This is a genomic window from Herminiimonas sp. GW821-FHT09C12 (assembly GCF_059416385.1).
In genome coordinates, this window is the sequence record NZ_JBWKPC010000002.1 from 916,585 (window position 1) to 941,469 (window position 24,885).

The 24,885-nt window shown below is 53.0% G+C and carries 23 protein-coding genes; 17 read left to right on the forward strand and 6 right to left on the reverse strand.

Annotated features, from left to right (window positions below; translation table 11 throughout):
• The first annotated feature begins 13 nt into the window (after nucleotides 1-13).
• The 16 genes from dapA (at nucleotide 14) to AC07N2_RS14230 (ending at nucleotide 15,725) form a co-directional block, all read left to right on the forward strand.
• Nucleotides 14-892, forward strand: a complete 879-nt coding sequence (dapA, locus tag AC07N2_RS14155; protein ID WP_494778822.1) for a 4-hydroxy-tetrahydrodipicolinate synthase — start codon at nucleotides 14-16, stop codon at nucleotides 890-892.
• Between the two features lie 250 nt (nucleotides 893-1,142).
• A complete protein-coding gene (locus AC07N2_RS14160) occupies nucleotides 1,143-2,801 on the forward strand; it encodes a DUF3300 domain-containing protein (RefSeq protein WP_494778823.1) in 1,659 nt (552 codons plus the stop codon).
• Between the two features lie 253 nt (nucleotides 2,802-3,054).
• On the forward strand, nucleotides 3,055-3,708 hold the full coding sequence (locus AC07N2_RS14165) for an HD domain-containing protein (RefSeq protein WP_494778824.1): 654 nt from the start codon (nucleotides 3,055-3,057) through the stop codon (nucleotides 3,706-3,708).
• A gap of 410 nt (nucleotides 3,709-4,118) precedes the next feature.
• Nucleotides 4,119-5,372, forward strand: coding sequence for an urea ABC transporter substrate-binding protein (gene urtA, locus AC07N2_RS14170; protein ID WP_076591266.1), 1,254 nt, complete (start codon nucleotides 4,119-4,121; stop codon nucleotides 5,370-5,372).
• Between the two features lie 159 nt (nucleotides 5,373-5,531).
• The gene (gene urtB, locus AC07N2_RS14175) at nucleotides 5,532-7,148 is read left to right on the forward strand and encodes an urea ABC transporter permease subunit UrtB (protein WP_494778825.1); all 1,617 of its coding nucleotides are present in this window, start codon (nucleotides 5,532-5,534) and stop codon (nucleotides 7,146-7,148) included.
• Nucleotides 7,145-8,251 carry an urea ABC transporter permease subunit UrtC gene (gene urtC / locus AC07N2_RS14180; protein WP_494778826.1) on the forward strand — a complete coding sequence of 369 codons (1,107 nt, stop codon included), beginning with the start codon at nucleotides 7,145-7,147 and terminating at the stop codon, nucleotides 8,249-8,251. The genes urtB and urtC overlap by 4 nt, the downstream gene beginning before the upstream one ends.
• A complete protein-coding gene (gene urtD / locus AC07N2_RS14185; protein WP_494778827.1) occupies nucleotides 8,248-9,102 on the forward strand; it encodes an urea ABC transporter ATP-binding protein UrtD in 855 nt (284 codons plus the stop codon). The genes urtC and urtD overlap by 4 nt, the downstream gene beginning before the upstream one ends.
• A 4-nt stretch (nucleotides 9,103-9,106) precedes the next feature.
• Nucleotides 9,107-9,805 (forward strand): urea ABC transporter ATP-binding subunit UrtE, encoded by a 699-nt coding sequence (urtE, locus tag AC07N2_RS14190; RefSeq protein WP_494778828.1) that lies wholly within the window; start codon nucleotides 9,107-9,109, stop codon nucleotides 9,803-9,805.
• Nucleotides 9,806-9,914: 109 nt separating this feature from the next.
• On the forward strand, nucleotides 9,915-10,802 hold the full coding sequence (locus AC07N2_RS14195; RefSeq protein WP_494778829.1) for an urease accessory protein UreD: 888 nt from the start codon (nucleotides 9,915-9,917) through the stop codon (nucleotides 10,800-10,802).
• 18 nt (nucleotides 10,803-10,820) lie between these two features.
• A complete protein-coding gene (locus AC07N2_RS14200; protein WP_076591260.1) occupies nucleotides 10,821-11,123 on the forward strand; it encodes an urease subunit gamma in 303 nt (100 codons plus the stop codon).
• A gap of 10 nt (nucleotides 11,124-11,133) precedes the next feature.
• Nucleotides 11,134-11,457: an urease subunit beta gene (locus tag AC07N2_RS14205; RefSeq protein WP_494778830.1), complete on the forward strand. Its 324-nt coding sequence runs from the start codon at nucleotides 11,134-11,136 to the stop codon at nucleotides 11,455-11,457.
• Nucleotides 11,457-13,157, forward strand: coding sequence for an urease subunit alpha (gene ureC / locus AC07N2_RS14210; RefSeq protein WP_076591258.1), 1,701 nt, complete (start codon nucleotides 11,457-11,459; stop codon nucleotides 13,155-13,157). Before AC07N2_RS14205 ends, ureC begins: the two co-directional genes overlap by 1 nt.
• A gap of 8 nt (nucleotides 13,158-13,165) precedes the next feature.
• A complete protein-coding gene (gene ureE / locus AC07N2_RS14215) occupies nucleotides 13,166-13,690 on the forward strand; it encodes an urease accessory protein UreE (RefSeq protein WP_076591257.1) in 525 nt (174 codons plus the stop codon).
• A gap of 5 nt (nucleotides 13,691-13,695) precedes the next feature.
• A complete protein-coding gene (locus AC07N2_RS14220; RefSeq protein WP_494778831.1) occupies nucleotides 13,696-14,376 on the forward strand; it encodes an urease accessory protein UreF in 681 nt (226 codons plus the stop codon).
• Between the two features lie 36 nt (nucleotides 14,377-14,412).
• Nucleotides 14,413-15,048, forward strand: a complete 636-nt coding sequence (gene ureG / locus AC07N2_RS14225; RefSeq protein ID WP_494778832.1) for an urease accessory protein UreG — start codon at nucleotides 14,413-14,415, stop codon at nucleotides 15,046-15,048.
• A 62-nt stretch (nucleotides 15,049-15,110) separates the two neighbouring features.
• Entirely contained in the window at nucleotides 15,111-15,725 is a 615-nt protein-coding gene (locus AC07N2_RS14230; RefSeq protein WP_494778833.1) for a HupE/UreJ family protein, read from the forward strand.
• A gap of 70 nt (nucleotides 15,726-15,795) precedes the next feature.
• Here the strand turns inward: AC07N2_RS14230 and kdpE are convergent, their stop codons facing one another.
• The 6 genes from kdpE to kdpF all read right to left on the reverse strand — a co-directional run bounded on the left by kdpE (nucleotide 15,796) and on the right by kdpF (nucleotide 24,040).
• Nucleotides 15,796-16,494 carry a two-component system response regulator KdpE gene (gene kdpE / locus AC07N2_RS14235; RefSeq protein ID WP_076591253.1) on the reverse strand — a complete coding sequence of 233 codons (699 nt, stop codon included), beginning with the start codon at nucleotides 16,492-16,494 and terminating at the stop codon, nucleotides 15,796-15,798.
• The gene (gene kdpD, locus AC07N2_RS14240) at nucleotides 16,491-19,238 is read right to left on the reverse strand and encodes a two-component system sensor histidine kinase KdpD (protein ID WP_494778834.1); all 2,748 of its coding nucleotides are present in this window, start codon (nucleotides 19,236-19,238) and stop codon (nucleotides 16,491-16,493) included. Before kdpD ends, kdpE begins: the two co-directional genes overlap by 4 nt.
• A gap of 104 nt (nucleotides 19,239-19,342) precedes the next feature.
• Nucleotides 19,343-19,915, reverse strand: coding sequence for a potassium-transporting ATPase subunit KdpC (kdpC, locus tag AC07N2_RS14245; protein WP_494778835.1), 573 nt, complete (start codon nucleotides 19,913-19,915; stop codon nucleotides 19,343-19,345).
• A gap of 65 nt (nucleotides 19,916-19,980) precedes the next feature.
• The gene (kdpB, locus tag AC07N2_RS14250) at nucleotides 19,981-22,089 is read right to left on the reverse strand and encodes a potassium-transporting ATPase subunit KdpB (protein WP_494778836.1); all 2,109 of its coding nucleotides are present in this window, start codon (nucleotides 22,087-22,089) and stop codon (nucleotides 19,981-19,983) included.
• Between the two features lie 58 nt (nucleotides 22,090-22,147).
• On the reverse strand, nucleotides 22,148-23,950 hold the full coding sequence (gene kdpA / locus AC07N2_RS14255; RefSeq protein ID WP_494778837.1) for a potassium-transporting ATPase subunit KdpA: 1,803 nt from the start codon (nucleotides 23,948-23,950) through the stop codon (nucleotides 22,148-22,150).
• Nucleotides 23,951-24,040 (reverse strand): K(+)-transporting ATPase subunit F, encoded by a 90-nt coding sequence (gene kdpF / locus AC07N2_RS14260; protein WP_076591249.1) that lies wholly within the window; start codon nucleotides 24,038-24,040, stop codon nucleotides 23,951-23,953. It abuts the gene before it with no gap.
• Nucleotides 24,041-24,378: 338 nt separating this feature from the next.
• Here kdpF and AC07N2_RS14265 point away from each other — a divergent pair, with 338 nt between their 5' ends.
• Nucleotides 24,379-24,837, forward strand: a complete 459-nt coding sequence (locus AC07N2_RS14265) for a nucleoside deaminase (RefSeq protein WP_494778838.1) — start codon at nucleotides 24,379-24,381, stop codon at nucleotides 24,835-24,837.
• The last annotated feature ends 48 nt before the right edge of the window (nucleotides 24,838-24,885 follow it).

The window sequence follows — 24,885 nt, forward strand, 5'->3', positions numbered from 1 at the left end:
AGAAAGAAATGTAATGATAGCTTTTGAAGGTATTTGGGTTCCTATCGTGACGCCATTCCATAACGGTGAGGTCGCACTCGATGCAGCACAGCGCCTCGCGGTTGATCTTGTAAATAAGGGCATTCATGGCATTGTGGTCTGCGGTACGACAGGCGAAGCAGCAGCATTAAGTGAGCGTGAACAAGCAGCACTGCTGTGTGCAATTATCGAAGCAGTCGGCGCTCGTTGTCCTGTCGCGATGGGACTCAGCGGCAGCAATACACGTGTAGTCGCTGAAAAAGCAAAGAGCTACAACCAGTATGCACCTGCAGCTTATTTACTCTCTGCGCCATCGTACGTACGCCCATCGCAAGAAGGCATACTGCGGCACTTTCAGGCAGTCGCATCGCAGACTGATCTGCCCATCATCATCTACAACATCCCTGCGCGTACCGGCGTCAATATCGATGCATCGACTGTCGCCACATTGGCGATGGACCCGCATTTTGTCGCGATCAAGGAAAGTGGCGGCGATGTTTTACAGCTGATGAAGATTATCAACAGCACTTCATTGAAAGTACTGTCAGGTGATGATGCATTGCTTCTGACTACACTAGCTCTAGGTGGGCATGGAGCAATCTCGGCAGGTGCGCATATACGTCCCGATCTTTTTGTGCGCATCGTTGATTTGATGCGTGCAGGACAAACCGAACAGGCATCCATCATCTTCCACGCCTTGCTACCACTCATACGTCAATTGTTTTCAGAACCAAATCCAGGTCCGATCAAAGCTGCATTGGCGATACAAGGGAAAATGAACGATAACTTGCGCCTTCCTATGACGCCTATGTCATCCGCCGGCAAAGACAAACTTGTGGAAATACTTCAGGAAGTTGCAGATTTGCGGGTATAGCGCTTAATACAAGGTGATCAACCTTCATTACCTATTCGTAATCTGCTTTTAGGAACTGTCTTGTCACCGATGGAGTCTTAATGATGACTCATCAACATTTGTACTTGATTGCAAGGTAGAAACCTCTTCATCGCTGTTACAGTCCGTAACAAGATCAGGGTCAACTCTGCAGTAATTCCAGGCGTTGAACATACATCGGGACAGGACCGCATGTGCGGCCCGCCATCATACAAGCTGACAGGTGCGCAACATGAAAGCGAATAACAACAACTTCTCCACTTTGGTGGCCTCATCACTGGTCATTAGCCTGCTCGCTCTTGCAGGCTGCAATAAAACAGAAACTCCGGCAACACCTCCTGTTGCTACCACGCCGACACCAGCGCCTTACACGCCACCAACTGCAGATCAGTTATCGCAGATGGTCGCACCGATTGCACTGTTTCCTGACAAACTGGTTGCACAAGTTCTAGCTGGCGCGACCTATCCTGATCAAATTACCGCAGCCAATCAATGGCTGGGACAAAACCCGACTTTGAAAGGTGATGCATTGCAAAATGCAGCCAACCAGCAACCTTGGGACGTCAGCGTCAAATCATTGACCGCCTTCCCTGCCGTACTCGCTCAGATGGCCAATAACATTCAATGGACGACAGCGCTCGGCGAAGCCTATGCCAACGATCCTAACGATGTGATGAACGCCATACAGGCCATGCGCTTGCGTGCGCAACAAGCCGGTAATCTCAAAAATTCTCAGCAAATGCGTGTGACGTCCAGCCCACGTCCAGCACCACCGCCTGACTACGCGAATGAATCAGGCTATTCGGTCATAGCACCACCATCGCAAACCATCGTGATTGAATCCGCACAACCGGATATGGTTTATGTGCCTCATTACAATCCTGCGGTTGTCTATGGCGCGCCAATTCCTGTTTATCCAAGCTACGCTTACAACCCGGGCTACAGCTCCGGCAACTTGATCACGACTGGCATCATCTCCTTCGGCATAGGCATCCTGGTGGGCAACGCAATCAGCCATCATGATGGCTGGGGCTGGCATTCGTGGGGTATGAATTGGGGTGGTCGCGGTCCTGGCTCCGGTCCGGATTATGGCGGTGGCAATGGCTGGCATCGCCCAGCTGTGACCTATAACAATTCGACCTATATAACGAAATCGACCACCATCATTAACCGCAACAATAATTCTTCGCATATCACCAACAACTTTGGTGGGCCGAACAACAATGCTCCTGCAGTCAACAATAATGCAAGCCGTCCTAACTTCAGCGGCGGTGCACAGAATGTTCATCCGCAAAACTTTGGTACGCATACGCAACCGCAAAACGGCCCCATGACTATGCCGCACTTCAATGCTGCTGATACACATCAAGGTGCGCGTCCAGCACCGACCGGACCTGGTCCGCAACACAATACAAACACGCTGAATTCAGCACAAACACGAGAAGTGCCACCGCATGCAAATAATCGCGGCGCTGAACGTCCTCAGTCTGAAACCGGACAGCGCTTGAATTCCACTGGATTCCAGCATTCAAACGGACAGCAACATAGCTTGAGCACAGAGAACAGACAGCAAAATCCTGTGCATGCGGCGCCTACACCAAATACGCTGCGCTCAACTGGCGGACAGCAAAACGAGATGCATCAACAGCAACGCATGGAACGAGAAAACAGATCCGTACGCTCCAACCCTGAACCGCAAGTCCGACCACAAATGCAACAGCAGCAACACCCTGCCCAACAACAGCAACAACCACGTCCAGAGCAAGCACGCCCACAGTCGCAGCCACAACATATGCAGGCACCGCATCCACAGGCTCAACAGCCTCATCCACAGCAGCATGCGCAAGAACGTCCGCACCCAGCTAAACAGGAAGAGCGGAAAGAACGATAAAGTACATGCACAAAATCAGACGGCATTAGCCGTCTGATTTTTTAGTTCGTTTCCAATTCAGTTTCACACTGAAAAAATCAATTTCCCCGCAAGTAAATACTGCCAACTCTTGCGTATCGCAAGCTGGCAAACGCTCTGCTATACATCGTGATGTGGCTGGTATCATGCACAGTCATCATCTACATCGCTTTCAGAGTCGGATACAAAAGCAGCTCCTCGTATCCGCACTCATCCATCACGACAACTTCACAATATGAATCTCGCATCAAATACATGGCAACAGCGTTTCATTACGCTGGCCACAGAAGCCGCCGGCGACGACGGCGCGCATGACATCAATCATTTGCACAGAGTCTGGCAAACCGCACAAACGCTGCTGGCCGATCATCCGGAAGCAGATGCGCTCGTCGTACAAGCGGCGTGCTATCTGCATGATTTGGTCAATCTGGCCAAGAATGATCCTGATCGCCATCTGGCATCACGACAAGCCGCGCAACTCGCCTGCCGTCAATTGGAGGCGATGGATTTCCCATCGGATAAATTAGCACCTCTTGCGCACGCCATTGAAGCGCACAGTTTTTCTGCCAACATCACACCACTCACGATAGAAGCCCGCATCGTGCAGGACGCCGACAGGCTCGATGCCTTGGGTGCAGTTGGATTGGCGCGACTGTTTTACATCGCGGGTCGCATGGGTAGCGAGCTTGCACATCCTGATGATCCAACTGGAGCGCAACGCGAATTGGATGACAAGCGTTATGCGCTGGATCACATCGAAGTCAAACTCGCCAAACTTCCTGCCAGCATGCAAACCGATGCCGGTCACAAATTGGGTGAACAACGATTGGAATGGATATATGACTTCCGCGATACCTTCATTGCCGAATGGGGCACGCAGAATACGTGATCCAGCATCGATATTGCAGATAGGCAAAGGTACATTACACGCACCACTTTGACGCCTGAGACGTTGCTGGGGTTGATTATGCGCTTGCTACAGCTATCTGCAACGGTGCAAATTCTTGGTCAAAATTTTCACAAAAAGTTAACACACATCAATTTCCAGCTCTGAAAAACCCTCCTACACACGCACGCCCAAATATGCGCCCCATTTAAGGGCGCATTTATTTTGTCCGCACCATTGCCACATTGCCCATCACCTAAACGGTGCGTGCAATGCATGTCGCTTGCTCCAAATCTCGTAAATCAGGGCTAACCGGCATCTTTGCTGCTCCCGGCAATTGGCATGCATTCTGCTAAAGCAACAAGGCGGTTCGTTACTCTCATTGATTCTTCCTTTCACTGTAGGAGCACTTCATGTCACGTCGCACTATCCTAAAAGCAACAGCACTTGGCGCGTTCACACTAGCAGCTTCTTCCTGGCTTCCCACCGCTTTTGCCGCTGACACTATCAAGGTCGGCATCCTGCATTCGCTCTCCGGCACCATGGCCATCTCCGAAACCTCGTTGAAAGACGTGGCGCTGATGACGATCGATGAAATCAATGCCAATGGCGGCGTCATGGGCAAGAAGTTGGAAGCGGTCATCGTTGATCCGGCATCCAACTGGCCTTTGTTCGCGGAAAAAGCACGACAGTTGATCTCGCAAGACAAGGTATCCGTCGTCTTCGGTTGCTGGACTTCGGTCTCACGCAAATCGGTACTGCCAGTTTTCAAGGAACTCAACAGCCTGCTGTTCTACCCAGTTCAATACGAAGGTGAAGAACTCGAGAAAAACGTCTTCTACACCGGTGCTGCACCTAATCAACAAGCAATTCCGGCTACTGAATACTTGATGTCGAAAGAAGGCGGCGGTGCCAAGCGCTTCGTCCTGCTCGGCACTGACTACGTCTACCCACGCACCACCAACAAGATTCTGCGCTCCTTCCTGCATAGCAAAGGTGTGAAGGATGCCGATATCGATGAGGTCTACACTCCGTTCGGCCATTCCGATTACCAAACCATCGTCGCCAACATCAAGAAGTTCGCAGCAGGCGGCAAGACAGCGGTCATCTCCACCATCAATGGCGACTCCAACGTGCCTTTCTACAAGGAATTGGGTAATGCAGGCTTGAAAGCGACCGACGTTCCTGTCGTTGCATTCTCGGTCGGTGAAGAAGAATTGCGCGGCGTCGACACCAAACCACTGGTCGGCCATCTGGCAGCATGGAACTACTTTGAATCGGTAAAGAACCCAGTCAATGCAGCTTTCATCAAAAAATGGAAAGCCTACGCAGTAGCGAAAAAACTCCCTAACGCCAACACGGTCGTGACCAACGATCCGATGGAAGCAACCTACGTCGGTCTCTACATGTGGAAACAAGCGGTAGAAAAAGCCAAGTCCACCGATACCGACAAAGTAATCGCGGCTATGGCTGGTCAAACCTTCAAGGCACCATCCGGCTACACACTGGAAATGGACAAAACCAATCACCACTTGCACAAACCAGTGATGATCGGCGAAATCAAAGCTGACGGTCAGTTCAACGTGGTCAACAAAACCAAAACCACCATCCGTGCGCAACCTTGGAGCCCATACATTCCGGGTAACGAGTCCAAGCAAAAGTTGTAATCGACGCCAACGGTTGCAAAGCAACCGTGTCTAGCAAGTAGGTATTGCGCCGGGTTATTGGTATCTATCCGGCGCAATACATCTCATACCTGACGCATTCTGCACTGATCTCACGATCCGCGGCCAGGACATTCCGTCTTGCTACACCATGAAAAAACCATGAGACTGTTCTCCAGAATTCTCGCTACCGGCTTGCTCAGTGTCTGGTTATGCACGCAGGCGATCAGTACGTATGCCGCCATCGATCCAGCCTTGCTCAAGCCACTTGCCGGTGATGATCCCGACGCGCGCATCGCCGCCGTCACACAGATCGCTGCACTCGCGAATGAAGATGCGCGAAAGATACTGAACGCGATCAACAATGACGCGCTGTACGCGACGCCTGCCGGTGACGTGCTCATCATCGAAGATACCGAAGCATTCAATCCTGCCACCGATAAAACCGGCCCTGCGCCTGATGACGCAGAAGGCATCACCGTCAACAATCGTCTGCGTGGCGTGGTCGAGATCGCACTCTCCGGCCTGCAATTGTTTTCTCAAGATAGAAAGGCGCGTCTGACGGCCGCCACCGATTTGCTGAAAACAGCAGACCCGGAACAAATTCCATTGATCAATAAAGCACTGGAAAAAGAAAGCGATCCAGCCATCAAAGAGCTGCTGCAACAGGTCGTCGCAACTGCCAATCTGCACGCACCTGATGCCGCCACACGCCAGGCTGCAGTCAAGACACTCGCCAGTACAACTAACGCCAGCCTGAAGCCATTGCTGGAACAAATGCTGGTGAAGAATCCCGACGGCAGTTACGTCGAACCTGATGAAGGTGTACGCAGTGAGGCGACACGCACACTCTCTGCATTGAATCGTCATCTGACCATTACCGAATTCGTCGGCAAACTGTTTTACGGTGTCTCGCTAGGCAGCGTCTTGTTGCTGGCAGCGCTCGGACTCGCGATCACCTTCGGCTTGATGGGCATCATCAACATGGCGCATGGCGAACTGCTGATGATAGGTGCGTACACCACCTACGTTTGCCAACTGGTATTCCGCAAATACTTTCCTGAAGCCATCGACGCCTACCTGCTGGTCGCCCTGCCCGCCGCCTTCATCGTGGCCGGCGCAGTCGGTATCGCATTGGAGCGTCTGGTCATACGCTGGCTCTATGGTCGTCCGTTGGAAACGCTGCTCTGTACCTGGGGCATCAGTCTGATACTGATGCAAACGGTGCGCTCCATCTTCGGCGCACAAAACGTCGAAGTGGCGAATCCAAGCTGGATGTCTGGCGGGATCACAGTGTTGGGTTCTCTGGTGCTGTCGTATAACCGCATCGTCATCATTTTCTTCGCACTATTCGTGGTACTCGCAGTGTGGCTGATCCTGAACAAGACCCGCCTCGGCCTGTTCGTACGTGCCGTCATGCAGAACCGTCGCATGGCAGCTTGCGTCGGCGTCTCTACCGGCAAGATAGACATGATGACCTTCGGCCTCGGTTGCGGCATCGCCGGACTCGGTGGCGTCGCGCTGTCGCAGCTCGGCAATGTCGGCCCCGATCTCGGTCAAGGTTATATCGTCGATTCCTTCATGGTGGTAGTGCTGGGCGGCGTCGGTCAGTTGGCCGGTACCGTGATAGCCGCTTTCGGTCTGGGCGAGGTCAACAAATTCCTCGAACCGGTCGCTGGTGCCGTGCTGGCGAAGATCGCGATTCTGGTCTTCATTATCGTCTTTATCCAAAAACGCCCGCAAGGCCTGTTTGCACTCAAAGGCAGGAGCGTGGAATGAGTCCTATCTTGAAACCTTCTCTCTTTACACGTCCGGCCTGGATAGGCATCGTATTTTGCTTCGTCGTGCTGGCCTTGCTGCCTATTTTGAATCTGTGCTTTCCGGCCGGTCATGCGCTGCATATTTCCAGCTACACCATCGCACTGGTCGGCAAGTTCATGTGCTACGCGATGGCGGCTTTGGCGCTGGATCTGGTGTGGGGTTACACCGGCATCCTGTCGCTCGGTCATGGCGTCTTCTTTGCGCTCGGCGGTTATGCACACGGCATGTATCTGATGCGCTCGATTGGTCGTGACGGCGTGTATCAAAGCAATCTGCCTGACTTCATGGTCTTCCTGAACTGGAAGGAATATCCGTGGTATTGGTGGATGACGGAACACTTCTGGTTCGCGATGTTGCTGGTGGTATTGGTGCCGGGCTTGTTGGCTTTTATTTTCGGCTACTTCGCCTTCCGTTCGCGCATCAAGGGAGTGTACTTCTCCATCATCACGCAAGCGATGACTTTTGCCTTCATGCTGCTGTTCTTCCGCAACGATACCGGCTTCGGTGGCAATAACGGCTTTACCGACTTCAAACGCATACTCGGCTTTACGATCACGGCACCATCAACCAAGGCTGTGCTGTATCTGATCACGCTGGCTTTCCTGCTCGGCGCTCTGCTTTTGTGCCGCGCCATCGTTACGTCGAAACTGGGACGCGTGTTGCAAGGCGTGCGCGATTCCGAATCGCGCTTGATGTTCATCGGCTACAACCCGCTGTGGTTCAAGCTCTTCGTCTGGACCTTGTCTGCCGTGTTGTGTGGCATTGCGGGTGCGTTATACGTGCCGCAAGTCGGCATCATCAATCCATCGGAAATGTCTCCGGCCAATTCGATAGAAATGGTAATCTGGGCGGCAGTCGGCGGACGCGGTTCCTTGCTCGGCCCCATCATTGGCGCATTCACCGTTAACGGTTTGAAGAGCTGGTTCACCGCCGCCTTCCCCGACCTGTGGCTGTACGCGCTGGGCTTGATCTTCATCCTGGTCACGCTGTTCATGCCACAAGGCATATTGGGACTGGTCAAAAAACTCAAGAAACAAAAGAATGAAGAGGCCGCAGTATGAGCGAACTCTATAACCCGGCCGAGCCATCTGACCGCGTCGACAACAATCAACATGCCGATCACGGCGTCACCTATTCGCGTCTGAAACCGGAAGGTCTGGATACCGCACACGGCGTCATCCTGTATCTGGAAAACATCACCGTCTCCTTCGATGGCTTCAAGGCGATCAACAATCTGAATCTCGATATCTCGGTCGGTGAACTGCGCTGCATCATTGGTCCCAATGGCGCTGGCAAGACCACGATGATGGATGTGATTACTGGTAAAACACGACCGACTGCTGGCACTGCATTCTTCGGCCAAAGCATCGATCTAACCAAGATGACTGAATACGAAATTGCGCACGCCGGCATAGGACGTAAATTCCAGCGACCAACAGTGTTCGAGCAACATACCGTCTTCGAGAATCTAGAACTCGCGATGAAGATGGACAAGCGCGTGAAGACGACCTTGTTCGCACGGCTGAATTCGGAACAGATAGGCAAGATAGAAGAAATCCTCACACTGATACGTCTGAGCGGCCAGGAGCATCGCATCGCCGGCCTGCTCTCACACGGTCAAAAGCAATGGCTGGAAATCGGCATGCTACTCATGCAGGAACCGCAGTTGCTGCTACTGGATGAACCAGTAGCCGGCATGTCCGATGCAGAAACCGCACGCACAGCCGAATTGCTAAATGAGTTGCGCGGCAAGCATTCCATCATGGTGGTCGAACACGATATGGGCTTCGTCGAAGAAATTGCGCAAGGCGGCAAAGTCACCGTACTGCATGAAGGTTCGGTACTGGCTGAAGGCACCATGCAGCAAGTGCAATCCGATGAGCGTGTAATCGAAGTGTATTTGGGAAGATAAGAACATGCTGCAAGTGAATCAACTCAATCAATACTACGGCGCCGCCCACACCTTGCGCGGTGTCTCGCTCAATGTAGAAAAAGGCAAATGCCTGTCCCTGCTTGGCCGCAATGGCGTTGGCAAAACCACACTACTGAAATGCCTGATGGGCGTGCTGCCGGTGGCTGCCGGCAATGTCAGCCTTGAAGGTCGTGACATCACCAAAATGAAGCCGCATCAACGTGCCGCACTCGGCATCGCTTATGTACCGCAAGGTCGTGAAATCTTTGCCCGCCTGACCGTGGAAGAAAACCTGCAGATGGGCATGGCGACCAAATCAGGCAAGAAAGCCTCCGTAATCAAGGGTGAAGTCTATGAACTGTTTCCCGTATTGAAGGAAATGTTGCATAGACGCGGCGGCGATCTATCCGGTGGGCAACAGCAGCAACTGGCAATCGCACGCGCCTTGCTGGCCGAACCCAAGCTCATCATTCTGGATGAGCCGACCGAAGGCATACAGCCATCCATCATCAAGGACATAGGCCGCGTCATCAAGCTGCTGCGGGAACGCGGCGACATCGGCATCTTGCTGTGTGAGCAATATTTCGATTTTGCACGTGAGCTGGCCGATACTTTTATCGTCATGTCACGCGGTGAAGTAGTTGCTTCCGGCACCCAGGATCAAATGGATGATGAAAGCGTCAAAAAACACCTGGCCGTATAAAAATTACATCAGCCTGTTCCCGTGATGGTGCATACCTTTTTATAATAAGTTTGCTATAAAAGTACTTCATTCGGCCGACTTTGCACTTCACTAGGTATCAATATTTTTCATGAAACGCATCAATGATCCAGTCACCCCTGCCGATACGAACAACGCAAATCCTGCGTCTGCTCGTCACGATCAAGCACGGCTGTCACTTGGATTTACCGACGATGCGGGCACCACACGCATGACCGAACGCAGTCACTTCGGTCCTTTACGTGTACAAAAACCGTTGTACCCGGAACATCCTGTCGTTTGTCACGCCATCATCGTGCATCCACCCGGCGGCATCGTTGGTGGCGATCAATTAACGATCAACGCACGCGTCGGCGACTGCGCGCATGCGCTGCTGACGACACCCGGTGCAGGCAAGTGGTATCGCGCCAACGGTCATCTGTCACAACAGCAAGTCACACTGGAAGTCGGAGCACAGGCAAAGCTGGAGTGGCTGCCGCAAGAAACCATTTTCTTCAACGATGCCAACGTCAGGCTGGAACACAATGTATCGCTAACTGCCGACGCACTGTACATAGGCGGTGAGATTCTCTGCTTTGGCCGCACGGCTTCGGGCGAATCTTTCGACAACGGCCGCATCGCGCAACGCACCAGCATACGGCGCGATGGAAAATTACTGTGGTTTGAACAAGGCGCTCTGCATGCCAAGAGCACATCGATGACTAGCCCTTTATCACTGGCTGGTTATACCGTCTGTGCCACCTTGATTGCAGTCGGCAAAACCATGAGTGGCGCTTTCATCAATGCACTGCGAGAAGAATCAGCCGAGATTGCACAAGACGGCCGCAGTGGCGCGACACAAATCAAGCAGGTACTGGTAGCTCGCTACCTTGGTCATTCCAGTGAAACAGCCCGACTGTGGATGACGCGTGCATGGCAGCGCATACGTCCTGAATTAATGCAACGTGATGCGGTAGTACCGCGCATCTGGAACACCTAAGCAAGCTTTGGAGAATTTATGCAACTGACACCAAGAGAAAAAGACAAATTACTGATCTTTACCGCCGCACTACTGGCGGAACGACGTATGGCACGCGGCCTGAAATTGAATTATCCAGAAGCGATTGCGCTGATTACAGCCGCCATCATGGAAGGCGCACGCGATGGCAAGACCGTGGCGGAACTAATGTCTGACGGTGCCAAGATCTTGACGCGCGCCGATGTGATGGAAGGCGTGGCGGAGATGATCCCCGATATTCAAGTGGAAGCCACCTTCCCTGACGGCAGCAAGCTGGTGACTGTTCATCACCCTATTCCTTAAGGAGCCAGACATGATCCCAGGAGAAATGCTGGTAGAACCCGGCGATATCGAACTCAATGTCGGGCGTGCTACTGCCACCGTCCGAGTGGCCAACAGTGGCGATCGTCCAATTCAGGTCGGTTCGCATTTTCATTTTTACGAAACCAATCCGGCACTGCAGTTCGAGCGTCAAATCGCTTATGGCATGCGCTTGAATATCACCGCTGGCACTGCGGTGCGTTTTGAACCTGGACAGGAACGCACGGTGGAACTGGTTGCACTTGCCGGTGACCGCAAAGTCTACGGCTTCAATGCCAAAGTCATGGGCGCGCTGGACAAGAAGGAAAGCAAATAATGAGCAAGATATCGCGTCAGGCTTACGCTGAAATATTCGGACCGACCACAGGCGATCGTCTGCGTCTGGCAGATACCGAACTATTCATCGAAGTCGAGAAAGATTTCACTACCTACGGCGAAGAAGTGAAGTTCGGCGGCGGCAAGGTGATCCGTGACGGCATGGGCCAGTCGCAGCGCAACTATAAAGATGTGATGGATACCGTGATCACCAACGCCTTGATCGTCGACCATTGGGGCATCGTCAAAGCCGACATCGGCCTCAAGGGTGGCAAGATCGCTGGCATAGGCAAAGCCGGCAATCCCGATATTCAGCCAGACGTCACGATGGCCATCGGTGGCGCAACCGAGATCATCGCCGGTGAAGGCATGATCGTCACTGCCGGCGGCATTGATTCGCACATCCACTTCATCTGTCCGCAACAAATCGAAGAAGCGCTGATGAGCGGCGTTACCACCATGTTGGGCGGCGGCACCGGCCCGGCAGTAGGCACCGCAGCAACGACTTGTACGCCGGGACCATGGCATATCCATTCGATGCTCTCGGCGGCAGATGCCTTCCCCATGAATCTGGGCTTTCTCGGCAAGGGCAATGTCAGTCTGCCGACGCCGCTGGAAGAACAGGTGCATGCTGGCGCCATCGGTCTCAAGTTGCATGAAGACTGGGGTTCGACGCCAGCCGCCATCGACAATTGTCTGTCAGTGGCCGATCGCCTCGACGTACAGGTTGCCATCCATAGCGACACGCTGAACGAAGGCGGCTTCCTCGAACACACACTGGCCGCATTCAAGGACCGCACCATCCACACTTTCCATACCGAAGGCGCAGGCGGTGGTCATGCGCCAGACATCATCGCGGCCGTCGGTCAGGACAATGTCTTGCCGTCTTCGACCAATCCGACTCGGCCGTTCACCATCAACACGCTGGATGAACATCTGGACATGCTGATGGTCTGCCACCATCTCGATTCGGCGATTGCGGAAGACGTAGCCTTTGCCGAATCACGCATACGGCGCGAAACGATCGCCGCCGAAGATATTCTGCATGACATAGGCGCGATCTCGATGATGTCGTCTGACTCGCAGGCGATGGGACGTGTAGGCGAAGTCATCATGCGCACCTGGCAAACCGCGCACAAGATGAAGGTGCAGCGTGGCTCATTATCGGAAGATCCATCGCGCAACGACAATTTCCGCGTCAAGCGCTATATCGCCAAGTACACGATCAATCCGGCGATCACCCACGGTATCTCGCATGTAGTCGGCTCGCTGGAAGTGGGCAAAGTCGCCGACATCGTGTTGTGGAAGCCCGCCTTCTTCGGCGTCAAACCATCGATGATTTTAAAAAGCGGCATGATCGCAGCAGCGCAGATGGGAGATCCAAATGCCTCTATCCCGACACCGCAACCTGTGCATTACCGCATGATGTTCGGCGCTTACGGCGGAGGTTTGAAAACGTCGATGACCTTTGTCTCGCAATCAGCCTTTGATGCTGGCATCGGCGACATGTTGAAGCTGAACAAACCTGTGGTCGCAGTCAAGAATATGCGCAATCTGCGCAAGCGCGACATGATCCACAACGGTGCTACACCGAAGATGGAAGTCGATCCAGAAACCTATGAAGTGCGTGCCGATGGCGAGTTACTGATATGTGAGCCGGCCAAGATTTTGCCACTGGCACAACGTTACTTTTTATTTTAAGAACAACCATGCTGACCCTGAACACAAAAATAGACCAAGCCGAACGCATAGATGGCGAGCTGATTCTGCCCTACGACCAGCGCGAAAAAAGCCGCTTGCGTGCCACCATGAGTTCCGGCGAAGAAGTTGCTGTTTTCACCGTGCGCGGCACCATCCTGCGCGACGGCGATATCTTGCGTGGCGACGATGGCCGTGTCGTGAAAATCACTGCCGCCAAGGAACCTACTTATCGCGTCGAAGGCCAGACGCCACACCATCTATTGCGCTGCGCCTTCCATCTGGGCAATCGCCATACACAAGCACAAATCGGCAATGAAAACGGCAATGGCTTTTTGCGCATACGCAAAGACGCCGTCCTGAAGGAAATGCTGGAAGGTCTAGGCGCGAAAGTGCAAGAAGAACTGGCAGCTTTCGAACCGGAATCTGGTGCCTACGGCGGTGGCCATCACCATCATGGCGACGACGGTCATCATCCACTGGCACCAATTCCTTTGCGCCAAAAGATACATCGTCCCAGCGACAAATCGGAATAAGACAAATGCAAGCGCAAGCCCTGCTCCATCTCTTGCAACTGAGTAGTCCATCGCTGCCGATAGGTGCGTACAGCTATTCGCAAGGATTGGAAGCAGCAATTGAAAACGGTACGGTCAAGGATGAAGCCAGCGCCAAACGCTGGATTATCGATGTGTTGCATGACGTCGTTGCGCGTTTTGAAGCACCTGTGCTGTGGCGTTTGCTGCAGGCGTTTACAACGCGCGATGCCGTTGCTGTAAATCTATGGACAGAGCGGTTTATTGCCGCACGCGACACTGCAGAATTTCGCGCCGAAACCATACAGATGGGCTACTCGCTAGGAAAGCTGTGCAGCGATCTGCAACTGGGCGATGCCGAATTACTGGCGCTGTTGCAATCACAAACCGAAGTGCCATTGCCAACGGCATTGGCTTATGCAGCAGTCACCTTGCATGTGCCGCCTGAAGCTGCCTTGCTCGGAATGCTGTTTTCATGGGCAGAGAATCAAGTACTGGTGTGCGTTAAATCTGTACCGCTAGGGCAAGTTGCCGGACAACGCTTGCTGTTGTCGCTACAGGCAGAACTGGAAGTGGCAGCGCAACTGGCGCAGCAATTGCCAGATGAAGAATTATCGAATTGGTCCCCCGGATTATCGCTGCTGTCTATGCAACATGAAGTTCAATACAGTCGTTTGTACCGTTCCTGATTTCGTTCCTGAATTAAATTTTTGATTGATAAAACTATGAGCAACTCCTCCACATCCAATCCATTACGCGTCGGCATCGGCGGCCCAGTTGGCTCCGGCAAAACCGCACTGTGCGAAATGCTGTGCAAGCGCATGCGCGACCGTTACGACATGGCCGTCATCACCAACGACATCTACACCAAGGAAGACATGGAAATCCTGCTGCGCGCCGATGCGCTGCCGGCAGAACGTCTGATGGGCGTGGAAACCGGTGGCTGCCCGCACACCGCGATCCGTGAAGATGCCTCGATCAACCTGGAAGCGATTGCACGTATGAGTGCCGATTTCCCCAATCTCGATTTGATCCTGGTGGAATCCGGTGGCGACAATCTGGCGGCAACCTTCAGCCCTGAATTATCCGATTTGACGATCTACGTGATTGACGTTGCCGGCGGAGAAAAAATCCCGCGCAAAGGCGGCCCCGGCATCACACGTTCCGATTTACTGATCATAAACAAAACCGATCTCGCACCCTACGTCGGTGCCAATCTGGACATCATGGCGCAGGATGCAAAACGAATGCGCGGCGACCGTCCTTTCGTCTTCACCAATTTACGCAGCGGCGACGGTGTCGAAACAGTCATCGAATACATCCGCAAGCAAGGCTTGCTGGATGAGAAGCAAAAAGTTTGATTTTTATATTCCGTGCTTGCATCTCTATAGCGAGCAGACCGATTTATCTGAAGGAGAAACACATGTTCCGCATCTCTAGCAAAAGCGCTGCACGCGCAGCCACATTTGCAATTACCTTGCTCGCCGTTGGCAGTGCATTTGCACACCCAGACCATCCAGAATCCATGATGAGCAGCACCATGAGCTTCAGTTCGGGCTTCTCGCATCCGTTTTCCGGCATTGATCATTTGCTGGCGATGCTGGCAGTCGGTTTGTGGGCTGCACAAAACAAGCGCTCCGCCTTGTGGGTATTACCGCTGGCATTTCCCTTGATGATGGTGGTTGGTGCCTTGCTGGCCATCGGCGGCGTGCAGATTCCTGCGATTGAAACAGGCATAGCCGCTTCCGTTGCCGTACTTGGTTTGTTGATTGCATTCGCGATCAAGATGCCGCTGTGGGCCAGTACTGCGATCGTTTCCGTGTTCGCGCTTTTTCACGGCTATGCACACGGCACGGAGTTGCCGCATGGTTCGTCGGCAGCACTGTACGGCGCGGGCTTTATACTCGCCACCGCAATACTGCACGCAACTGGTTTGCTGATCGGTTTGTTTGCAGGTAAGCAAATGGCGGACAAGGTTGTGCGTATCGGTGGTGCCGGTATTGCTGCAGTCGGGACTTATCTACTGACAGCAGCTTGAGCACAAGGTCATTGTCTAGCCATGTAGTGTTTCAATGCAGATCGGAACGACTGCATTGAAACGATGCCGCTTAGATAGGTAGCAGCAAGCGATAGCCAACCGCAGTTTCAGTTAGCAAATAACGTGGTTGGGCAGGATCATCTTCCAGCTTCTGCCGTAAATGTCCCATATAGATGCGCAGGTAATGGCCGCTTTCTGAGTGAGATGGCCCCCACACTTCGCGCAGCAATTGCGGATTCGTCACGACGCGCCCTGCGTTCGCTACCAGCACGGTCAGCAGACGATATTCAGTTGGTGTCAGGTGCACCATCTGATTGGCTTTGGTTACCAGCCGTGCATTGAGGTCTACCTTGACGTCGCCAAACTGTATCGCCCCTTGCACATCTGTATCCAGACGACGATGCCGACGAACTGTAGAACGTACGCGCGCCAGTAATTCCCCTACGCCAAAAGGTTTAACCAGGTAATCGTCAGCGCCTGCATCGAGTGCCTTGATCTTGTCGGTTTCACTGGTGCGCGCCGAGAGCACGATAATCGGTACCGGCGACCATTTGCGGATATCGAGTATGAAGTCGATGCCATCGCCATCCGGCAAACCTAGATCCAGAATGATCAAATTCGGCTTGCGCGTACCGGCATCGATCAAGCCACGCTTGATCGTCTCGGTCTCAAACACTTGCCAGCCCTCTTCCTCCATCGCGGCGCGTACGAAGCGTCGGATCTGTGGCTCATCTTCAACCAGCAATGCTATTGGTGCGGATTCGCTCATGGTGTTGGATGTTGAATATTCATTTCGCTCTCATCCATGTCCGGCATGGCAGGAGGCGTGCCTAAAGGCAAAGTAAAGATGATGGATGCGCCGCCTTCCGGCGAGCGCCCTGCCCGGATAGCTCCATGATGCGCCTCAATAATGGCACGGCAAATTGCCAATCCCAAGCCTACCCCCGGCGTCGCCGATTCGCGCTCACCACGGGTGAATTTTTCAAAGATGCTTTCTTCCTGACCAGCCGGCAATCCCGGCCCATTATCATAGACCGCAACATCAAGATACTGACCGCCGACTTCTGCGGCAATCACGATGCGCGAGCCGGGCGGCGTGTACTTGCTTGCATTTTCCACCAGATTGCACAGCACGCGCTCTATCAATACGGCATCGAACAGAACCAACGGCAAGTCACGCGCCAGTTTGGTTTGTACTTCATGTTTGGTCAGGACTGACTGGCTGGCGCGCAATGCACTGCCAACCACTTCTTCAAACTGCAGCCATTGCAGATTGAGTTTGACTTCACCACTCTGGATGCGCGCCATATCCAGCAAGTTGGAAACCAGATTGCCCATACGCAAAGCTTCTTCATGCAAGGCATCTGCCAGCTCTTTCTGCGTTGCTGCCAATGGCGGCTTGGACATCGCAAGCGACTCTGACAAACCAACCAGTGCCGTCAATGGCGTGCGCAAATCATGCGAGATCGCCGCCAGCAAAGAATTACGCAAACGTTCCGACTCCATTTTCAACAAAGCGTCTTGCGCCACTTCGATGTAGTGCACACGCTCCAGCGCAATGGCGGCCAGCGCTGCGAAGGTATCGAGTTGCTGTCTTTGTTCCGGTATCAGTATCCAGCGACGATTTTCCGGCTTGATCGCCAATACGCCGCGTGTACGCATAGGCGCAACCAAAGGCAGATAAAAATAGCTGCTACCCGGCAGCGTATCCGTCCCCATTCCGGCTGGTGTCGCACGATCAAATGCCCATTGCGCAATGCCTATATCCAGCTCATCAGTATTGTCGGCGTCGCCATGTCTAGGTGATTGCAAGCGTGCGACATCGTCCGGCAGCAATAATATTGCCTGGGCTCGGAATGTGCGCTGGATAAACGATTGTGTCGTCTCGAACACTTGTTCGGCTTGCAAGGCACCAGATAATTCGCGCGCGAATTCATACAAGGCACGAGCACGTCCTTCACGATGCGAAGCAATTTTTGCCTGGAAGCGCAAACCGGAAGTCAGTTGTCCGACGATCAGGCCAACCACCAGCAACACGGAAAAAGTCACCAGATACTGCACATCGCTGATCGCAAAGGAAAAGCGCGGCGTGACAAAGAAGAAGTCGAATACAGCAACGCTGAGAAAGGCAGCCAGAACAGCAGGACCACGACCAAAACGCACGGCGATCAATACTTCCATCAATAGAAACAGCATCACGATATTCGCCAGGTCGAAATGCGGCACCATCGGCGTAGTCGCCAATGCAGTAAAAATACAGGCTGCTACGGTCCAGACGTAAGGTAAATACTTCGAATTTCCTGGCCGCACAACTTCGTCTTCTTGTATGGCTCTATCGCCATCGCGCGATGCTTGCGCTACGGATGCTTCTTTGCCATTACGCTCGCCGGTTTCGATCAGGTCGATATCAGGCGCATAAGCGGCTATCCGTTTGGAATGCGGCGCACGCCACGGCAAGTTGGAATGATTGCGTCCGAGGATGATGCGGGAGAAATTATGGCTGCGCGCATAGTTGACGATTTCGTGCGCGATATCGTTGCCGGGCAAGACAGCGGTAGTCGCACCCAAATCCTGCGCCAACTTCAAGGTTTTTAGGATGCCTTCGCGTCGTGCTGGTGACAGGCGTTGCAGCTGCGGCGTTTCCACATAGACGGCATGCCATTTCGCATTCAACTGACTAGCCAATTGTGCCGTGCTGCGGATCACATGTTCGGCACCACGTGGCCCGATGCAGGCTAGTAGATCGGAATCGGTCTTCCAGATCGCGTTGATGGATTTTTCTATTCTGTACGCCTGCACATCGTCTTCAACGCGGTCAGCCGTACGGCGCAATGCAAGCTCGCGTAGCGCGATCAAATTGCCTTTGCGGAAGAAATTACGCGAGGCGCGTTCAGCTTGCTGCGCTTGATAGACTTTGCCTTCTTTTAGGCGCGTCAGTAAGTCATCCGCAGGAATATCAACCAGCACGATCTCGTCGGCTTGATCGAATACGGTATCCGGCAAGGTTTCTGCGACACGGATGCCGGTAATCCCACCGATCACATCGTTCAGGCTCTCCAGATGCTGCACATTGACTGCGGTGAATACATCGATGCCGGCGCTCAGCAACTCATCGACGTCCTGCCAGCGCTTGGGATGACGTGAACCAGGTGCATTCGAGTGCGCCAGTTCATCAACCAGTATCAATGCAGGTTTGCGTGCCAAGGCTGCATCGATGTCAAATTCTGTAATGGTTTTATCGCGATAATCGACAGACTTGCGCGGCAGGATTTCCAACCCATCCAGCAAGGCTGCGGTTTCCTTGCGGCCATGTGTTTCTATCAGGCCGACGACGACATCGTGATGCTCCGCCTGCATTTTGCGTGCGGCATTCAACATCGCGTAGGTTTTGCCGACGCCAGCCGAGGCGCCGAAGTAGATGCGAAGCTTGCCCCGGGACGCGCGCCGCTCCTGCGCTTGCATGTGTGCCAGCAAGGCATCGGGATCGGGACGTTGGTATTCGCTTGATGGCATGTAAAAGAGTCCGATTAACGGAGATCGATTGTGACACATTCAGGCACGCCCATCGACGTACCTGGACATACATATTGCCTTAGTTTGACACTAAGGAGCCAGGCTTAGTGCCGCTGATCCAGCGCCAGATTCAAAGCGAGTACATTCACACGCGGTTCGCCAAAGAAACCGAAGTATGGCGTTTGGCTATTCTTGTCGATCAAGGCTTTTACTTCTTCCGTTGCCATCTTGCGCTCACGTGCAATACGGCCGATCTGATAATAAGCGGCGGCGATACTGATGTCTGGGTCCAATCCGCTGGACGATGCTGTGACCAGATCAACCGGAATCGCTGCCGTATTGGTCGGATCAGCCGCTTTCAAGGCATCGACACGGCTTTTAACTGCATCAGCCAAAGCTGGATTGGTTGGGCCTAGGTTAGAACCACCCGATGCACTTGCATTATTTGGCATAGGGCCGGTTGCTGAAGGACGGCTCCAGAAATATTGTGGAGAGGTAAATGCCTGACCAATCAGCGAAGAACCTACAGCCTGACCATCACGCGTTACCAGACTACCTTCAGCCTGATTGGAAAAAGCGACCTTGCCTATGCCGGTAACTGCATACGGATACAGCACGCCGCAGATAAGTGTCAGCATTGCGAATAAAACCAATGCGGGACGAAAAGTGGATTTCATATCAATTGCTTTCTAAGTAATGTGAAGCAGAACATGAGAAATCCGCGCTCTGCTTCATACTGTTTTTAAACCAGATTGAGGATGCTTAAAATCATATCGATCAGCTTGATCCCGACAAACGGGACCAGAATCCCACCCAGGCCATAAATCAGCATATTGCGACGTAACAGCGTGGCGGCACCCACTGCGCGGTACTTCACACCTTTCAATGCCAATGGAATCAGCACCACAATAATCAAGGCATTGAAGATGACCGCAGACATGATGGCTGACGATGGGCTGCTCAACTGCATCACGTCCAGCGCCTTCAATTGCGGATATGTCGTTACGAATGCCGCCGGGATGATGGCGAAATACTTGGCCACGTCATTGGCAATCGAGAACGTGGTCAAAGAACCGCGTGTCATTAACATCTGCTTGCCGATCTCGACGATCTCCAGCAATTTGGTTGGATTGGAATCCAAATCGACCATATTGCCGGCCTCTTTCGCCGCTTGCGTACCAGAATTCATCGCTACCGCAACGTCAGCCTGTGCCAATGCTGGTGCATCGTTGGTGCCGTCGCCGGTCATCGCAACCAACCTGCCCTGCGCCTGATAATCGCGTATCAGTTTGAGCTTGTCTTCCGGTGTTGCTTCCGCCAGGAAGTCGTCAACGCCAGCCTCTGCCGCGATAGCAGCTGCAGTCAGTTTGTTATCGCCAGTAATCATCACGGTTTTAATACCCATGCGACGCAGTTCGGCAAAACGTTCCTTGATGCCACCCTTGACGATATCCTTCAGCTCGATTGCGCCCATGACGCGACCATCATCGATCACCACCAAAGGCGTGCTACCACGACGCGAGATGTCATCCACCAGATGCGATACTTCTTCAGGGAAGCTGCGACCCAAGGCTTCTACGTGTTTTTTCACTGCATCGACCGAACCTTTACGAATTTTACGAACACCGGCACGATCATCCAGATCAACACCACTCATGCGTGTCTGCGCACTGAAGTGAACAAAGCTGGCATGCAAGGCAGCGATATCACGTTCGCGGATATTGAATTTCTGTTTGGCCAGAATCACGATGCTGCGACCCTCCGGCGTTTCATCTGCCAGCGATGCCAGTTGTGCGACATCAGCCAGTTGTATCTGCGTCACACCTGGCGCGGGATAAAACTCGGATGCCTGACGATTACCCAAGGTAATAGTGCCGGTTTTATCCAGCAACAACACATCAACGTCGCCAGCCGCTTCGACTGCACGGCCGGAAGTGGCAATCACATTCGCCTGCATCATGCGGCTCATGCCGGCCACACCGATGGCGGATAACAGGCCACCGATAGTGGTAGGAATCAGGCAGACCAGCAATGCGATCAGAACAGTAATAGTGATAGGCGTGCCAGCCTTGGCCGCTTCTACCGAGAACAAGGACATAGGTAACAAGGTGACCGTCACGATCAGGAACACGATGCTCAAGGCCACCAATAAAATCGTCAGCGCGATTTCATTCGGTGTTTTTTGACGTTTGGCTCCTTCGACCATGGCAATCATGCGATCGATAAAAGCTTCGCCCGGATTAACGGAGATACGCACCACCAGCCAATCGGACAGCACACGTGTACCACCAGTCACGGCAGAAAAGTCACCGCCGGATTCACGGATCACAGGAGCCGATTCGCCGGTAATGGCGCTCTCGTCTACTGACGCCACGCCTTCGATCACTTCACCATCCACCGGAATCACATCGCCGGCTTCCACCAAGACGGTATCGCCTTTGCGTAAATCGGATGGTGAAGCTGGCAACCAGGACGTACCGTGCTTAGGTATCGCCAGTTTTTTCGCCAGGACGGTTTGCTTCAAGGCGCGCAGCGATGCCGCTTGCGCCTTGCTGCGTCCTTCAGCCAGTGATTCAGCAAAGTTTGCAAACAAAACGGTGAACCACAGCCACACCGACGTCGCCAGAATAAAGCCCGGGCTGGCTTCACCCTGGCCGGTGATGGATTGGATAAACAGCAGCGTCGTAATGATGCTGCCTACATAAACAACAAACATGACAGGGCTACGCCACTGTGCGCGAGGATTCAGTTTCTTGAACGAATCGATGATGGCTGGGCCTATCAGTTTCGAATCGAACAGCGACAGGTTCTTGCGCGTCATGTTGGCTGTCTTTGGTTCTGACATACGCATAATGGATTCTCTTTAATTTGTCGGGGACAACGCCGTGTTCAGCGCTGTCCCGTAATAGTTATTTGAAAAGTTGCAGATGTTCGACGACCGGGCCAAGAGCAAGCGCAGGAACATAGTTCAGCACACCGACCAGCACCACCGTGCCGACCAGCAATGCAATGAACAAGGGGCCATGCGTAGGCATCGTGCCGGCATTGACTTCGAGACGTTTCTTCGCCGCCAGTGAACCGGCAATCGCCAGCACAGGCACGATGACCGCAAAGCGTCCAAACCACATCGCAATGGCGAGCATCACGTTATAGAAAGGCGTATTGGCAGAAAGTCCTGCAAACGCGCTTCCGTTGTTATTGGCGGCTGAAGTGAAGGCGTACAGGATTTCCGTGAAGCCATGCGCGCCAGGATTCAAGATGCCTGCCTTGCCCGGATCAACCATCACTGCAATCGCTGTACCGACCAATACCAGAATAGGTGTGACCAGTATCACCAGCGATGCCATCTTCATTTCATACGCCTGGATTTTCTTGCCTAGATATTCCGGTGTGCGGCCTATCATCAAGCCAGCAATAAACACCGCCAGAATCGCGAAAATCAGCATGCCGTACAAACCGGTACCGACGCCGCCGAATACGACTTCACCCAGTTGCATCAATACGGTAGGCACCATGCCGCCCAATGGCGTGAACGAGTCATGCATGGAGTTGACCGCACCGCATGAAGCGGCCGTCGTCACTGCTGCAAACAAGGTTGAAGCACTAATACCGAAGCGAGCTTCCTTGCCTTCCATATTGCCGCCCGACTGCAGTGGGCTTGCCGTCTGATCGATATTCATCGCGGCAAAACTTGGATACGCCTGTTGCTCGGCACTCATCACGACCGATGTCAGCACGACGAACATCAAGGTCATTGCGCCCAAGATTGCCCAGCCTTGCCGCATATCACCGACCATGCGACCAAAGGCAAAACACAGAGCAGCCGGAATCAGGAAGATCGCCAGCATTTCTATCAAGTTGCTGAACGCAGTCGGATTCTCATAAGGATGTGCCGAGTTGGCATTGAAGAAGCCACCACCATTGGTGCCCAGCATCTTGATCGCTTCTTGCGAAGCAACCGGACCCATCGCCAAGGTTTGTGTTTTGGCAGTCAAGGTTTCCAGTATCGGCGCACCTTTTTCATCTTGCAGTGTTTGGCCATCAGCGCCTACCTTGGGCTGCTGATACGTGATCGGATCTATCAGCGAGACATCTTTGTATGCAGAAAAATTCTGAATCACGCCTTGCCCCATCAACACCACAGCGACGATGACGGACAAAGGCAAAAGCACGTACAAGGTTGATCGCGTCAGATCAACCCAGAAGTTGCCTATCGATTTAACCGAGCGATTGGTAAAACCGCGGATCAATGCATAAATGACAGCGATACCGGTTGCGGCCGAGAAAAAATTCTGCCCGGTCAATGCCAGCATCTGTGTCAGGTAGCTCATCGTCGATTCGCCACCGTAGCCTTGCCAATTGGTATTGGCGACAAAACTGACTGCCGTATTAAATGAAGAGTCCGGGCTGACGTTGCCGAAAGCCTGCGGATTGAGCGGTAACCACAGTTGCAAACGCTGTATGGCGTAGACAAAGAGCGTGCCCACAGCATTAAATACCAGCAAAGCGATCGCATAACCCTTCCAGCCCATTTCGGCTTGCTTGCTGGTACCAGCCAGGCGATACAGGAAGCTTTCTATTTTTGCCAGCCAACCCAGGCCGCGTATATCTTCATTGCCGCCGACCTTGGCCAGATAAATACCGAGCGGATAAGACAGCGCCAACAAGACAACCAGAAAAACGGCAAGCAACATGATTGATTGCGTAGTCATTTACAAATCCTCCGCATTCAATAATGCTGCGACCAAATAGATCAGCAGGCCGATAGCAACGACCGCGCCGACGACATAAAACATGTTCATTGACGTTCTCCCAACTTGCTGCAGCCAATCGCGAAGGCGAAAGTCACCAGAAAAAACACCACGATTGCAGCTAAATACACTATGTCCATCCATCTTCCCCATACAGGTTTGTGATGAGTAGAAGCGTAGTCAAAACCGTCTAAAAATTTAGTAAAGACTTGAATGCGGGGTGTAAACAAAGTGTAAAAATCGAGGCGTATAGCCAGTAAAGAAGGGGTAAAGCGCGCTTGGGCGCATGAAAAACGATGCAGAAAACGTTTTCCTAACAGAGGCTGTACACACTGTCCGTGTGCAAGATAAGATCGACTATCTGGCTGAACTTTAAAACAGGATGCAATATGCAAAAACACAAACAATTCTTGCGCGAAGCAGTACACCTTGCCTCACAGAATCGCATACGCGGCGCTCGTCCATTTGGCGCAGTGCTGGTGATGGATGGAGAAATCATATCCACTGGCGTGAATGACATTGTACATAGCCACGATCCAACCACACATGCCGAAATGGAAGCGATACGTGTCGCCAGTCGTGTTCTGGCACGCCCTAGCATGAAGGGAGCTGTCGTGTATGCCAGCGGCCACCCTTGCCCGATGTGTCTCGCTGCCATGGTATTGACCGGCGTCGATGAGGTTTACTACGCATTTGATAACAACGATGCTGCGCCTTATGGTTTGTCTAGTGCAGCGGTTTATCAAAAGCTCCAATTACCCTTAACTCCACCACCCTTGCCTTTGACCCGACTTGATCTTGGACTGACTGCAGCGCAGTTGTACGACAGTGCGTCAGACGCTTTGTAAGTGACCAAAAGAAACGGGCTTAGTCACTGCACAGTGACTAAGCCCGTA

What these genes read in the sequence shown, in the direction of transcription:
- urtB (WP_494778825.1), top strand. Translation starts at nt 5,532, where the DNA reads ATGAGACTGTTCTCCAGAATTCTCGCTACCGGCTTGCTCAGTGTCTGG.
- AC07N2_RS14195 (WP_494778829.1), top strand. Translation starts at nt 9,915, where the DNA reads ATGAAACGCATCAATGATCCAGTCACCCCTGCCGATACGAACAACGCA.
- kdpF (WP_076591249.1), bottom strand. Translation starts at nt 24,040, where the DNA reads ATGAACATGTTTTATGTCGTCGGCGCGGTCGTTGCTATCGGCCTGCTG.
- kdpB (WP_494778836.1), bottom strand. Translation starts at nt 22,089, where the DNA reads ATGCGTATGTCAGAACCAAAGACAGCCAACATGACGCGCAAGAACCTG.
- kdpD (WP_494778834.1), bottom strand. Translation starts at nt 19,238, where the DNA reads ATGCCATCAAGCGAATACCAACGTCCCGATCCCGATGCCTTGCTGGCA.
- kdpC (WP_494778835.1), bottom strand. Translation starts at nt 19,915, where the DNA reads ATGAAATCCACTTTTCGTCCCGCATTGGTTTTATTCGCAATGCTGACA.
- AC07N2_RS14205 (WP_494778830.1), top strand. Translation starts at nt 11,134, where the DNA reads ATGATCCCAGGAGAAATGCTGGTAGAACCCGGCGATATCGAACTCAAT.
- AC07N2_RS14160 (WP_494778823.1), top strand. Translation starts at nt 1,143, where the DNA reads ATGAAAGCGAATAACAACAACTTCTCCACTTTGGTGGCCTCATCACTG.
- kdpA (WP_494778837.1), bottom strand. Translation starts at nt 23,950, where the DNA reads ATGACTACGCAATCAATCATGTTGCTTGCCGTTTTTCTGGTTGTCTTG.
- ureG (WP_494778832.1), top strand. Translation starts at nt 14,413, where the DNA reads ATGAGCAACTCCTCCACATCCAATCCATTACGCGTCGGCATCGGCGGC.
- urtE (WP_494778828.1), top strand. Translation starts at nt 9,107, where the DNA reads ATGCTGCAAGTGAATCAACTCAATCAATACTACGGCGCCGCCCACACC.
- urtC (WP_494778826.1), top strand. Translation starts at nt 7,145, where the DNA reads ATGAGTCCTATCTTGAAACCTTCTCTCTTTACACGTCCGGCCTGGATA.
- AC07N2_RS14220 (WP_494778831.1), top strand. Translation starts at nt 13,696, where the DNA reads ATGCAAGCGCAAGCCCTGCTCCATCTCTTGCAACTGAGTAGTCCATCG.
- urtD (WP_494778827.1), top strand. Translation starts at nt 8,248, where the DNA reads ATGAGCGAACTCTATAACCCGGCCGAGCCATCTGACCGCGTCGACAAC.
- urtA (WP_076591266.1), top strand. Translation starts at nt 4,119, where the DNA reads ATGTCACGTCGCACTATCCTAAAAGCAACAGCACTTGGCGCGTTCACA.
- AC07N2_RS14200 (WP_076591260.1), top strand. Translation starts at nt 10,821, where the DNA reads ATGCAACTGACACCAAGAGAAAAAGACAAATTACTGATCTTTACCGCC.
- ureE (WP_076591257.1), top strand. Translation starts at nt 13,166, where the DNA reads ATGCTGACCCTGAACACAAAAATAGACCAAGCCGAACGCATAGATGGC.
- dapA (WP_494778822.1), top strand. Translation starts at nt 14, where the DNA reads ATGATAGCTTTTGAAGGTATTTGGGTTCCTATCGTGACGCCATTCCAT.
- AC07N2_RS14265 (WP_494778838.1), top strand. Translation starts at nt 24,379, where the DNA reads ATGCAAAAACACAAACAATTCTTGCGCGAAGCAGTACACCTTGCCTCA.
- AC07N2_RS14230 (WP_494778833.1), top strand. Translation starts at nt 15,111, where the DNA reads ATGTTCCGCATCTCTAGCAAAAGCGCTGCACGCGCAGCCACATTTGCA.
- ureC (WP_076591258.1), top strand. Translation starts at nt 11,457, where the DNA reads ATGAGCAAGATATCGCGTCAGGCTTACGCTGAAATATTCGGACCGACC.
- AC07N2_RS14165 (WP_494778824.1), top strand. Translation starts at nt 3,055, where the DNA reads ATGAATCTCGCATCAAATACATGGCAACAGCGTTTCATTACGCTGGCC.
- kdpE (WP_076591253.1), bottom strand. Translation starts at nt 16,494, where the DNA reads ATGAGCGAATCCGCACCAATAGCATTGCTGGTTGAAGATGAGCCACAG.